Source organism: Pantoea sp. CCBC3-3-1 (genome assembly GCF_007981265.1).
GTDB lineage: Bacteria > Pseudomonadota > Gammaproteobacteria > Enterobacterales > Enterobacteriaceae > Erwinia.
In genome coordinates this window covers 3,981,683-3,994,660 of record NZ_CP034363.1, presented here as the reverse complement: position 1 = coordinate 3,994,660, position 12,978 = coordinate 3,981,683, and the positions used below count along the sequence as shown (strand labels likewise).

Annotated in this window: 9 protein-coding genes; 7 read left to right on the top strand and 2 right to left on the bottom strand. The window is 55.1% G+C overall.

Annotated features, from left to right (window positions below; genetic code table 11):
• Positions 1-9 precede the first annotated feature (9 nt).
• The 4 genes from EHV07_RS18595 (at position 10) to EHV07_RS18580 (ending at position 5,864) form a co-directional block, all read left to right on the top strand.
• Positions 10-207 (top strand): hypothetical protein, encoded by a 198-nt coding sequence (locus EHV07_RS18595; RefSeq protein ID WP_147199651.1) that lies wholly within the window; start codon positions 10-12, stop codon positions 205-207.
• The gene (locus tag EHV07_RS18590) at positions 176-652 is read left to right on the top strand and encodes a hypothetical protein (protein WP_147199650.1); all 477 of its coding nucleotides are present in this window, start codon (positions 176-178) and stop codon (positions 650-652) included. Before EHV07_RS18595 ends, EHV07_RS18590 begins: the two co-directional genes overlap by 32 nt.
• A 371-nt stretch (positions 653-1,023) precedes the next feature.
• On the top strand, positions 1,024-2,745 hold the full coding sequence (locus EHV07_RS18585) for a penicillin-binding transpeptidase domain-containing protein (RefSeq protein ID WP_147199649.1): 1,722 nt from the start codon (positions 1,024-1,026) through the stop codon (positions 2,743-2,745).
• Positions 2,746-2,990: 245 nt separating this feature from the next.
• Positions 2,991-5,864, top strand: coding sequence for a S8 family serine peptidase (locus EHV07_RS18580; RefSeq protein WP_254446270.1), 2,874 nt, complete (start codon positions 2,991-2,993; stop codon positions 5,862-5,864).
• Positions 5,865-5,918: 54 nt separating this feature from the next.
• Here EHV07_RS18580 and EHV07_RS24700 read toward each other — a convergent pair whose 3' ends face one another.
• Together EHV07_RS24700 and EHV07_RS24955 are read right to left on the bottom strand one after the other, a co-directional pair.
• The gene (locus tag EHV07_RS24700; RefSeq protein WP_254446365.1) at positions 5,919-6,437 is read right to left on the bottom strand and encodes a DUF2931 family protein; all 519 of its coding nucleotides are present in this window, start codon (positions 6,435-6,437) and stop codon (positions 5,919-5,921) included.
• Positions 6,361-6,813, bottom strand: coding sequence for a hypothetical protein (locus tag EHV07_RS24955; RefSeq protein ID WP_254446378.1), 453 nt, complete (start codon positions 6,811-6,813; stop codon positions 6,361-6,363). Before EHV07_RS24955 ends, EHV07_RS24700 begins: the two co-directional genes overlap by 77 nt.
• 448 nt (positions 6,814-7,261) lie before the next feature.
• On the opposite strand from EHV07_RS24955, the gene EHV07_RS18570 reads away from it, so the two are divergent.
• The 3 genes from EHV07_RS18570 to EHV07_RS18560 are packed head-to-tail and all read left to right on the top strand — an operon-like array spanning position 7,262 to position 12,919.
• Entirely contained in the window at positions 7,262-8,389 is a 1,128-nt protein-coding gene (locus tag EHV07_RS18570) for an efflux RND transporter periplasmic adaptor subunit (protein ID WP_147199647.1), read from the top strand.
• A gap of 10 nt (positions 8,390-8,399) precedes the next feature.
• Positions 8,400-11,513 (top strand): efflux RND transporter permease subunit, encoded by a 3,114-nt coding sequence (locus EHV07_RS18565; RefSeq protein WP_147199646.1) that lies wholly within the window; start codon positions 8,400-8,402, stop codon positions 11,511-11,513.
• Positions 11,513-12,919 carry an efflux transporter outer membrane subunit gene (locus EHV07_RS18560; protein ID WP_147199645.1) on the top strand — a complete coding sequence of 469 codons (1,407 nt, stop codon included), beginning with the start codon at positions 11,513-11,515 and terminating at the stop codon, positions 12,917-12,919. Before EHV07_RS18565 ends, EHV07_RS18560 begins: the two co-directional genes overlap by 1 nt.
• Positions 12,920-12,978: the final 59 nt, after the last annotated feature.

Below are 12,978 nucleotides of genomic sequence, written 5' to 3'. Positions count from 1 at the left end.
GGGGGATGTATGAAAAGTACACCAGTCAATGCCGAGAATCTCTCAAACATGTTAACCAAAGCTCGCAAAGCGGGCTCCGTGCGGATTGCAGGCGGCTCCTATGATGAGCGTCGCGCGCAGTTCATTAAAGATGTCATGAGCATGGAAGACGCTCACAGGTTTGAAGGAACAAACCATGGCCAGAAGAAAAAGGATTGCGCACGTTGAAACCAGTGCCTTATTTCAGGCAATCAGTAATGAGTATGGTTTTGATAGCGAGGTCGTGCTTTCATATTATCAGGATATCGATGATCTCCAGCAGTTATGGGAGAAGAATCATGAAGTCTGGGTCTATTCTCAGGGTGAAAAGCATCAATATGGTTGGGTAAAAGAGTCCCACATCAAAGGTGATGGAACGCTTGTTCCTTTCTACATTGGCCTGCACCACACGCGAGTCATGGACGATGATGAAGAAAATGATCCGCTATTGGTTATTTCATTTGAGGAACGCCAGGGGTTGGTCGATCCCGTGCTTATGATTCTTACCATGATTGATCATGCCGATATGTTTGGTGCACTGGGTCCAGCAAAACACAATATGCAACAAATGCGCCTCATCAACCAAAAGTTGGATAATTTGCTAAAAGGCAAATTTTCTGATGACAAAAGCTAATTAGCCTCCAGCCTGAAAAGTTGCAAAACCGTAGTCTAATCACATGGCTGGTTACATTTTGCGGGTAACTGTTGCGAATAGGCGCTGGCGAGCCGCCTCGTCAGATTGCTACAGTTTAAGTCCCAGAGGTATTGATGGGTGAACATCAAAAAGTTTTTACTTTGTTTCACCGACCTGCGCAGATGCGCAGGTTTTTTTTATCTCAATCTCCTGCTGTCCGCTAACTTTCTGAATTAATTATCTGCATCAGGTTTGTCGACCGTCATAAAACCGCCAGTAATCACGATCTGAAACACAGTTTCTCTGTCATCATCACCGCATTTTTTGTATAACTCCCCGACAGTTATCCTCCAGCCATTAATAGAAGAGCTATGCCCCGCTTAAAGAAATCACTGGCCAAAGACCAGGCAAAAACGCCATTCCATCCTGTTCGCTTTCGTCTTATTTGCTTAGGGGTATTTGGCTGTCTGGTGCTGCTGCTGGCATGGGTAGGGGATTTACAGCTTATCAACCATCCGATGCTGGAAAAGCAGGCGGATGAACGCTCACTGCGTACCGTTACGCTACCGACCAATCGCGGTACGTTGCTGGATCGTAATGGCGAAGCGCTGGCGCTGAGCGTGCCTTCGCGCGACATCATTGCCGATCCCCAGCGGGTACTGGAAGCGCATCCCGACTTCACCAGTGCAAAATGGGAATATCTGGCGAACGCGCTCGACCAGCGCCCTGAGCAGCTGGCTCAGCAGATCAAGGCGAATCCTCACCGTCGCTTTCTCTACCTGGGGCATAAAATTGAGCTGGGGATCGCGAAAGATATTTCTCAGCTGCATCTGGCCGGCATTTCTACCGTTTACGACGACAGCCGCTTTTATCCCATGAGTGAAGCGACCGCGCCGCTGATCGGCATCGTCGGCGCAGACAACACCGGACTGAACGGGCTGGAAAAAGGCTTTGATAAAGTATTGCAGGGCACGCCGGGCGAAGAAAAATACCGCCAGGATGCCCACGGCAACATTATTGCGATGATCAATTACGAGCCGCCTCGCCAGCCGCCGACCGTGCAGCTGAGCATCGACAAATTCGACCAGTACACCATGTACAGCAAACTCCGCGACGGCGTATTGCTGAACAAAGCGGACTCTGGTGCGGCGGTATTAGTCAAAATCGATACCGGTGAAATTTTGGGGATGGCCTCTTACCCTTCGTACAACCCAAATAACTTTGTCAACGTTTCGCCTGCCCAGATGCGTAATGCGGCGATCAACGACAGCTATGAACCGGGATCTACCGTTAAGCCGCTGGTGGTCATGGAAGGACTGAACCGTAAGCTGGTTCGCCCGGATTCGGTGCTGGACACCACGCCGTATCGCGTTAACGGGCATTTAATCCGTGACGTAGGCCACTGGCCGCGCCTGACCATGACCGGTATTTTGCAAAAATCGAGTGATATCGGCGTCTCGCATATCGCTCTGGCGATGCCCGCAGAAGTGCTGGTGAACACTTTCCACTCCTTTGGCCTCGGAAAACCCACCGGTTTGGGGCTGACGGGCGAAAGCGTTGGCTACTTCCCGCTGCACCGCGAGCGCTGGGCCGACATTGAACGCGCGACGTTCTCGTTTGGTTACGGCTTGCGCGTCACGCCGTTACAGATTGCTCGTGAATACGCCACGCTTGGCTCATTCGGCGTTTACCGGCCGCTCTCCATCACTAAAGTGACGCCTCCGGTAATCGGAACGCGCGTGGCAGACGAAGATAACGTGCGCTCGGTAGTACATATGATGGAAAGTGATGCGTTGCCCGGCGGCAGTGGCGTGCGTGCGGCGGTGCCCGGCTATCGGTTAGCGATTAAAACCGGTACGGCGGAAAAAATGGGTGCCAGCGGTAAATATGACGGCGGCTATATCAACTACACCGCTGGCGTCGCGCCAGCCAGTAACCCTCAGGTCGCGTTGGTAATTATGATTAACCATCCCACCGCAGGCGATCACTTCGGCGGATCGGTAGCCGCACCGGTATTCGGCAACATCATCGGTCCGGTACTAAAGCATATGAATATTGCGCCAGATGCGCTTTATGCCACGCATAGCGGCTAACTTCACCAACAGCAAGCTGTTTATCCAAACCCACGGCTCGCGTGGGTTTTTTTTTGAACCTCTTACCTCGCCATTCCACCTTTAACCGCTAAACATCCCTAAAAACCCGCGGCTGTTCACGCGATCGAAAACATCCGCTACTGTTAAATTAATCTTATCTGTTTCCCGCGTAATGGGATCTAAACTGTATCTGTCAAAGCATGGATGGCTCTGTTTTTCCGCTATTGCGATTTAAGAGGATCATCGTGCGAATTCATCAATCTGTTCCTGTACATTCATTTAATCATCCTTTGTCGTTGCTGGCCGTTTTAATCGCTACGCTTCTGCTGAACGGCTGTGGCGGCGGCGGTGGCGGCGGTGGCAGTAATAACGACAGCGAGACTGTTACCCCAACACCCACAACGCCCACAACGCCCACAACCCCAACGACACCGGTAACCACAACGACACCGGTAGCAACGACGCCGACAACCAACGTGGTGACGTACGGCAAAGTAAAAGTCGGGATCGTTGACTCAGGGCTGGCAGCCGGTCGGCCGGATATCAACTACGACAACGTACATTTTACTTCTTACCTGTCCGGCGGCAGTCAGACCCTGAATGATAATGGCGGAAGCGCCGGGCACGGCACCGTGGTTGCCCTGGCGCTGGCGGGTATTGCCAGTGGGAGCTATACCGGAGGCGTTGCGCCAGACAGTGATTTATGGATCGCCCAGGCTTCCAGCAACAATCTTTTTTATTATTCCGATACGCAGAAGGCGATCGCGGGCCTGCTGAACAGCGGGGTAAAAATCATCAACATGTCCTACGCCTCCAGCGAGCGTCTGACCAGCGCAGCAGCACTGGAAAGCGCGCGTACCAGCGGGCGCTACGATCTGCTGCGTGACAGCCTGAGCAGCATCGTGCAGGCGAACGCGCTTGGCGTAGTGGTCACCGGTAACGGCGGGACGTCCACGCCTTCACCTAACGCGCAGGTGCCGCTGATTTATAACGATCCCAGCTTGCAAAAGGGGCTGATTGCCGTCACCGGCTATATTCCAGGCTATACCGTAGCGCAGGGCAGTCGTCCCCCTGAGCTGTGGGTTTTTGATGCCTGTGGCGATGCTGCCGCCTGGTGTCTGGCGGCGCCGGGTTATGCCGATTATCTACAGGATGACGGAACGCTGGCCCGTGAATATGGCACTTCTTTCGCCGCGCCGCGCGTGGCCGGAGTGGCATCAAGAGTGTCGGCACAGTTCCCGTGGATGACCGGTTACAACCTCCAGCAAACGCTGTTAACCACGGCGACTTACCACACCGATGCCGTAGCGGGCGTGGCGGCGGACACGGCCAATGGACGTCCTTATAACGACACCTTTGGCTGGGGGGATGTCAATGTCGATAAAGCGCTGAAGGGGCCGGGCATGTTTTACGGCGCTGATTTTACCGCTGCGCTGACCTGGGGCAGTTACACCTTCGCTAACGATATCAGCGGCGACGGTGGGTTAATCGTTAGCGGTGACAGCGACGCGGGCGGCGTACTGACGCTGACCGGTAACAATACTTACACCGGGTCTACCCGAGTGCAAAGCAACAGCCTGTATATTGACGGAACCGTGGCCAGCGATGTGCAGGTTACAGGCAGCGGTCTGTTGGCCGGTAAAGGTATTATTGGCGGCAACCTGAGCAACCAGGGAACGGTGGTCACTACGTCCGCCGGTGGCCTGCATGTTGTTGGCAGCTATCAGCAGAGTGCCGACGGAACGCTGCGGATCACACTCTCCCAGCCGTTGACGGTTGCGGGGCCAGCCACGCTGAATGGCGCATTGCAGGTCTATCTGCCTTCTGACACCTATATTGTGCAAACCAGCGAATCGCTGTTGCAGAGCACGCAGGGGATCAGCGGGCAGTTTTCCAGCGTAGACACTGGCGTATTCCTGACCGGCTCGGTGAATTACAGCGCTAACAGCGTCAACGGTAGCTTCCAGCGCGTGAATACCGTCACGGCGGCAGAAGCGGCAGGGCTGACCGGGGCGGCAACCCTGAAAAGCGCCGCAAACGTTGAACAGGCGCTACGGGTTGCGGACAGCCTGTCGACTCAGACAGCGCGATCGGCACAACAGGATGAGCTGTTATCAGCCGCCGCTGCGTTTCAACAAATTGGCAGCAGCGCAGAAGCCGGTGCCACGCTGGACTCGCTTTCCGGTCAGGCGCATTCCAGCGGTAATGCGATCCTTTTCAACAGCCTTGATTACCAGAACCAGTTGTTGAATAACCGCCTCGATCCGGCACAGCAAAAGCCTTACGGCATGTGGGCGGAAACCGGCACGCTGCATGGCGATCTGCAACAGGACGGCTATCTGGGAAGCCACTATCGTATTAATACCACCGCAATCGGCGTTGACAGCGACTTCGACGTCACCGGCCTGAGACTGGGTGCTGCCGTGACGGACAGCGAAATCAGAGCCAGCTATGACGGTAGCGGCGGCAACAGCAGCAACAGCTTGCAGGGCGTGATGTTCTACGGTCAGTACGCCGTGACGCCAGAATGGATTTGGCAGGGCAACCTGAGCTATCAGCATGGCGATACGGAACTTAACCGTGTACTGCTGCTCAATGGCATTCAGGCCACCTCGTCAGATACGCGCAACGACAGCTGGCAGGCACTGGTCAAAACGGGCTATCGCTGGTCGCTGAACGATCGTCTGACGCTGGAGCCCTATGCCGGAATGAAGCTGAGCCAGCTCTATACTGGCGGCTTTAACGATGAAGGCAACGCATTGGGTCTGGAAGGCGACAGCGCCCGTTACAGCCGTACTGTAGGGATGAGCGGGCTCAACCTTAGCGCACCGCTATTAGAGATGGGTCAGTGGTGGTCGATGCTGTCGGTTTATGGCGAACATCAGCACGCGTTTACCAATCCATCCATGGACGTCACTGCCCGCTGGGTGGGAACGGGCGATGAAGGCGAGCGTTTTGCTATCCCCGGCATGACGCTCGACCAGGATTCCCAGTGGTACGGGATGAGGCTGGACGTGGGCAAAGCCAAAGATGCCCGCCTGTTCCTGCGCATGGATAAACATGTGGCGGATAAAGGCGACGAATCGGTGTTCCGTGGTGGTGTGGATATCGCGTTCTGATTGCGTCTACTGATTAAATCCTGGCCGGGAGGTCAGGGTTTTTTCCGCTGTTGATCATGACCAGCTGCCGTAAGGGTAAGTTTTGCCTTTGATAAATTCTTTTATATCCTGGTCGTAGCCAGAGGAAAAATCACTTTTAGTGACGTTCCTGCAGAGGTCCAGCTTATCTCCTGAGACGGTTTTCAGTTTTATTACCGGTACCGGGTAATTATCCCCGCCGCCACTGTTCTGTAACCAGACCCGTACCTTACCTTCCGGGGCCAGCCCAAACAGCATGGTGTCATACCAGGCGGGCTCTTCCGGACGATATTTATTCCAGGCGGGCGCGATCATCTTCCGCCACACCGACTCCGGAAAAAACATACTCGTCTCATAAACCTTTTTATCAATGAGTGAGTCCCAGCAGAACACCCTATACTGCGGCGGAGATTTTGCCTGATTGAAATGGATTGAGCTGCGCCTGATCTTTTCGCTCCATGTCCCTACTGAGTAGGGATTACCTTGGGTGCTGTCCAGCGTATAAAACTGGTACAGGTACCCTGAGGTGCCCACAATTCCCACCCGAGTTACCATGGCTGGCAGCGCATTCGGCGTGAAGAAGGCAAACTTCCATTTGCCATACGGCAGCTTTATAGTCGCCTTTAGCAAAAGGGGGAGCCTTGTGCGGCCCCTGACAGCCGGTCAGGGCGTTGAGCAAAACCGAGCGTCTCCGAAAGCGATACGCTTCCCTCGGCCCATAGCGGCGTGGCTGATGGGGATTAGGGTCACAGGGACGCTTATGCATATTTACCAGACGGAAACCCCTGTCATGGGCGTCGTCAAATTCATACTCTTCACGGATGTGCATCCAGGCAAAAATGGGGGAAATAATGCGCTCATACTCTTCGGGCGCAAGGTCATCTTTTGGCAGATAATAGAGATAAATTCCTGGCAGGCTGAAGCTCATCATCCCTTCCCTGGGTGATTAAAAGAGTCACCAGCGTATTTTTTCTGACCAGTGAAATATTGATTAAAAATAAAAAAAGGTCAGAGCAAAGGGGAAGATTGGGATAATTGTGCTGCTGCTTGCAGAGTAGCCCGTTAAAACGGCCCGGAAATCCACACAACTCTTAACTGATTTTTTGCACAAAAGTTACAACCCTCTCCGGACGGAAAGGGTAGGGTAATAGCATCACTGCCTGACACCGCATTCCTCAGGTGGTGCCAGCCCCTTTCCGTGTTGGTAGCGCTGTCAGGGGCAACTTTCCTGCTGGCAAAAAGCCCCAGAAAAACCGGAAGCGTTTCGACATTTAATTTAGCAAAAACTTAACACTGTCAATCTGACGGCGCTTCTATAATCATCCTCTTTTTTGAGAATATTCACTCTCGTTACTATTTTATTTAATTGAGAATTCACCATGCGCTTAACGATCCTTCCAGCGAGCCTGATTTTTTTACTGGCCGCCTGTGACCAGAGCTCCTCGCCGGTGGCCAGCAATCAACCTACATCGGTCGGTGTGGCGACGCTGAAAAGCGAGCCGGTAACGCTATCCACTCAACTACCCGGCCGGACCACCGCCGTCCGCACGGCAGAAGTCCGCCCGCAGGTAAGCGGTATCATTCTTAAACGACTGTTTACCGAAGGCGGCGAAGTAAAAGCGGGCGATCCGCTGTATCAAATCGATCCTGCCAGCTACCAGGCCGCTTACGACAAGGCCGAGGCGACGCTGACGAATGCGAATAAGCTGGCTAAACGCTACAAGCCACTGGCAGCTGCACACGCGATTAGCGGGCAGACCTATGACGATGCCGTTGCCGCCGCACGCGAAGCGCAGGCCGATCTGGAAACTGCACGGGTGAATCTTAACTACACCAACGTTCGCGCGCCGATTTCCGGCCATATCGGACGTTCTCTCTCCACCGAGGGCGCGCTGGTTACTAACGGACAAACCAGCTATCTCACCACTATCCAGCAGCTTGATCCTATCTATGTTGACGTCAGCGAATCCTCACAGGATCTGCTGCGGCAGCGTCGTGCGCTGGCGGAAGGCAAGCTGAAGGCAACCGGCGAAAACGCCGCAGCGGTCAAACTGACGATGGAAGATGGCTCGACTTATGCGCAGGAAGGCAGGCTGGAATTCTCTGAGGTGACGGTCGATCAGAGCACCGGTAGCGTGACGATGCGCGCGGCCTTCCCGAATCCACAACGCGTGCTGTTGCCAGGCATGTTCGTTCACGCCAGCTTCCCACAGGGGGTTGCCGATAGCGGCATTCTTGTACCGCAGGAAGCGGTGATGCACGACACCAAAGGCAAGCCTTACGTCTTCGTGGTAAAGGCAGATAACACCATCAGTCAGCAGAGCATTACCACGGGTGAAATGATTAGCGGCAAATGGCTGGCGACATCGGGCCTGAAATCCGGCGATCGCGTCGTGGTGGAAGGGCTGCAAAACGTGCGTTCGGGCAACAAGGTCAACCCAACGGAAGCCGCGGCGAAAGCGGCACCGCAGGCCAACCTGACTACCACCGACCCTTCAGCGCAGTAGAGGAAACCTGATGTCTAAATTCTTTATTGAGCGTCCCATCTTTGCCTGGGTGGTGGCGATCATCGTGATGCTGGTTGGCGGCCTGGCGATCCTTAAGCTACCGATCAACCAGTATCCCAATATTGCACCGCCGGCGATTTCGGTGCAGGTGACATACCCGGGAGCCAGTGCTGAAACCGCGCAGAATACCGTGGTACAGGTGATTGAGCAGCAGCTGAACGGCATTGATAACCTGCGTTACATTGAATCGCAGAGCAACAGCGACGGCAGCGCAACGATTATCGTGACCTTCAATCAGGGTACCGATCCCGATACCGCGCAGGTTCAGGTACAAAACAAGGTTTCGCTGGCGGAGTCGCAGCTGCCCAGCGAAGTGACCGAACAGGGCATCAACGTCCGGAAATATCAGGCCAACTTTATGCTGGTGGTCAGTCTGATCTCCACCAACGGGAAAATGAGCAACGGCGACCTCGCTGACCTGCTGGTTTCCAAACTGGAAGACCCGGTTTCGCGCACCAAAGGCGTTGGCGACTTTATGGTGATGGGATCGGAATACGGCATGCGTATCTGGCTCGATCCGGGAAAACTCTACAAATATCAGCTGATCCCCAGCGATGTTTCCACGGCTATCAGTCAGCAAAACGTGCAGATCTCCAGCGGCAAGCTGGCCGGTTTGCCGTCGATTCCCGGCGCAAAATTCAGCGCAACGATTGTCGGCAAAACCCGACTTCAGTCCGTTGCGCAATTTGAAAACATCCTGCTGAATGTGAATGCAGATGGTTCTCAGGTGCGCCTGAAAGACGTGGCAAAAGTCGATCTCGGCCCGCAGGATTACAGTATTTCCGCCACCTATAACGGCAAACCTTCTGCCGGTATGGCGCTGCGTCTGGCAAGCGGCGCTAACGTGCTGGACACCATCAATGCCGTACGCGCCACGGTTGATGGGGTGAAATCTTCGCTGCCTGACGGTGTGGAAGTCACCTTCCCGTACGATACCGGGCCGGTCGTTAGCGCCTCGATTGAGGAAGTGGTGAAAACGCTGTTTGAAGCGATCGGACTGGTCTTTCTGGTGATGCTGGTGTTCCTGCAAAACCTGCGGGCCACGCTAATTACTACCATGGTTGTTCCGGTTGTGCTGTTGGGCACCTTCGGCATTCTTTCCGCCTGTGGTTACACCATCAACACGCTGACGATGTTCGGCATGGTGCTGGCAATAGGGCTGTTGGTGGATGATGCCATCGTGGTGGTGGAAAACGTCGAGCGCGTGATGCATGACGAAGGGTTAGATCCGAAGGCCGCAACGATAAAATCGATGGAGCAAATTCAGGGCGCGCTGTTTGGTATTGCCCTGGTGCTGTCGGCGGTGCTGCTGCCAATGGCCTTCTTCAGCGGATCGACCGGCGTTATCTACCGCCAGTTCTCTGTCACTATCGTTTCCGCAATGGCGTTGTCGGTACTGATGGCGCTGATCTTCACGCCCGCACTCTGTGCGACGCTGCTGAAACCCGGCTCGGCGGATCATAAAACTACCGGCATGGCGGGCTGGTTCAACCGCAAATTCGATGCGGGTACGCTGCACTATACCCACAGCGTTGGCGCGGTGATCTCGAAGCGGAATCTGTTTTTAGCAATCTATCTGCTGCTGATTGTCGCTACCGGCTACCTGTTCACCCGTGTTCCCACGTCGTTCCTGCCGGATGAAGATCAGGGAGTGATGATGATGCAAACCACGCTGCCCGCCAACGCCTCATCCGAGCGGACGCAACAGGTGCTGGATGATATCCAGGCATGGCTGCTGAAAAACGAACCGGAAGTCAGTTCGGTCTTCTCGCCAAACGGATTCAGTTTCTCCGGACGTGGCGAAAACACCGCCATGTCGTTCGTCTTGCTCAAGCCATGGGCGCAGCGTAACAGCGACCAAACCGTTCAGAAACTGGCTGCCCGCACCATGGCCCACTTCGCCACGCTAAAAGAGGCCAAAGTCTTTGCGCTGGTGCCGCCGGCGGTAATGGAACTGGGCAACGCCACCGGTTTTGATTTCTATCTTCAGGATACCAACAACAAGGGACACGAAGCGCTGATGGCGGCGCGTAACCAGTTCCTCGGCATGGCGGCACAGGATAAACGCCTGATGGCAACCCGACCGAACGGCATGGATGACGAACCGCAGTATCACCTGATCATTGATGATGAACGCGCCCGCGCGCTGGGTCTGAGCCTGGAAGATATCAACGACACGCTTTCGACCGCCTGGGGTTCGAGCTACGTAAACCAGTTTATCTATAACGGCCGCGTGAAGAAGGTCTACATCCAGGGCAACGCCGGTTCACGCGTCACGCCAGAGGATTTGAACAAATGGTACTTCCGTAATACCAGCGGCGACATGGTGCCGTTCTCCGCTTTTGGCAGCGGCGAGTGGCAATACGGTTCGCCTCGCTATGAGCGTTTCAACGGCATTTCGGCGGTAGAAATTATGGGCTCGCCAGCCAGCGGCTACAGTTCGGGCGATGCCGTCAAAGCGGTGAATGAAATTGCGGCCAAACTGCCGCCGGGCTTCAAGGTCCAGTGGCATGGCATGTCCTATGAAGAACAGACGTCCGGCTCGCAAACGCCTGCGCTGTATACCATTTCTATTCTGGTGGTCTTCCTCTGTCTGGCCGCGCTGTACGAAAGCTGGTCTATTCCTTTCTCGGTGATCATGGTGGTGCCGCTGGGCGTGCTCGGCACGATTCTGGCGGTACTGATGCGCGGGCTGGAAAACGACGTGTTCTTCCAGGTTGGCCTGTTAACCACCGTCGGGCTGGCGGCAAAAAACGCCATTCTGATCGTCGAATTCGCCAAAGAGCTGCATGAGAAGGAAGGGAAGGGACTGGTGGAAGCCGCGCTGGAGGCGGCCCGGTTACGTATCCGGCCAATCATCATGACCTCAATGGCCTTTGTGCTGGGCGTGATGCCGCTGACGATTTCCAGCGGCGCAGGTGCCGGAAGCCAGCACTCAATTGGTACCGCCGTTGTCGGCGGAATGATCACCGCCACGTTCCTGGCCATCTTCTTTGTACCGATGTTCTACGTGGTAGTGGCGCAGCGTTTTTCGGGCAAAAAAACAAACACTGAGGTTAAGTAATGCGTAAGACTTTTTCACTGGCTGTAATGCCGCTGGCGGTAATGCTGGTGCTGAGTGGCTGTACCATGGAACCGAAATATGCGCGTCCTGCGCTGCCGGTAGCGGCGCATTATGACCAGCAGGGAAACAAAGCGGGCAACGGCGCGGACATCAGCTGGCAAAACTTTTTCACCGATCCGGTGATGCACAAGCTGATTGCCAGCGCGCTTGAGAATAACCGTGACCTGCGGGTCGCGGCGCTAAATGTTGATGTGGCGCGTTCACAGGTACAGATTGACCGGGCAGCGCTGCTGCCTTCCATCGACCTGAGCGGCTCGCAAACGGCGGCTCATCTGCCGGGCAATCTGTATAACACCGCCTCAACCGGGCCGGTGACTTATCACGAGTTCAACACCAGTCTGGGCGTCAGTGCCTGGGAGCTGGACTTCTTCGGTCGCCTGCGCAGCCTGCGCGATGAGGCGCTGGAGAGCTATCTCGCCACCGCCGCCACGCAGCGGGCGACGCAGATCAGCCTGATTTCGGAAGTCGCGTCGGCTTATCTTTCGTTATGTGCGGATAACGAGCTGCTGACGCTGGCGCAGAGCACGGTAAAAAGCCAGCAGGATTCTTACAACCTGACCAAACGCAGCGTGGACGGCGGCGTCAGCAGCGAGCAGGATCTGGTGCAGGCGGAAACGTCGGTGCGTGCCGCGCAGGCTGATGTGGCGTCTTACACACGCCAGGTACGGCAGGATGTGAACGCGCTGGCGCTGCTGGTCGGTACCGATTTGCCTGCCGATATGCTGGCCAATGCGCGGCTGAAAAAGGACTGGCACTTCCCGGCTACGCCAGCCGGACTGCCGTCCGATCTGCTAACGCGTCGTCCGGATATTATTGCTGCTGAACACACGCTGAAAGCGGCCAATGCCAATATCGGCGCGGCCCGTGCGGCCTTCTTCCCGAGTATCAGCCTGACCGCGTCGGGCGGATCCACCTCCAGCAGTCTTGGGCATTTGCTGGAAGGCGGCACGGCGGCCTGGTCGTTTGGACCGAGTATCAATCTCCCTATCTTTGACGGCGGCGTGAACTCCGCTAATCTTGATGTCGCTCATTTGCAAAAGCGTATTGAAATCGCGGACTACGAGAAATCCATTCAGACCGCCTTCAAAGAGGTCGGCGACGCGCTGGCCGGGCAGGATACGTATCAGGACGAGTTGAATGCGCGTAAGCAGGATGAGCAGGCCAACCAGCGAAACTATGACTTTGCCCATATCCGCTATCAGGAAGGCGTGGATAACTATTTGAACGTGTTGGTGGCGCAGCGTTCACTGTATGCGGCGCAGCAATCGCTAATAACCACGCAGTTAGGGCAGTTAAACCAGCAAATTACACTGTATAAAGCGCTGGGTGGTGGTTGGAAATCATGATTTACGCGTGTTGATTACGCAATCCTTACGTTACAAGGATGGAAATTAATCAGCGTGCT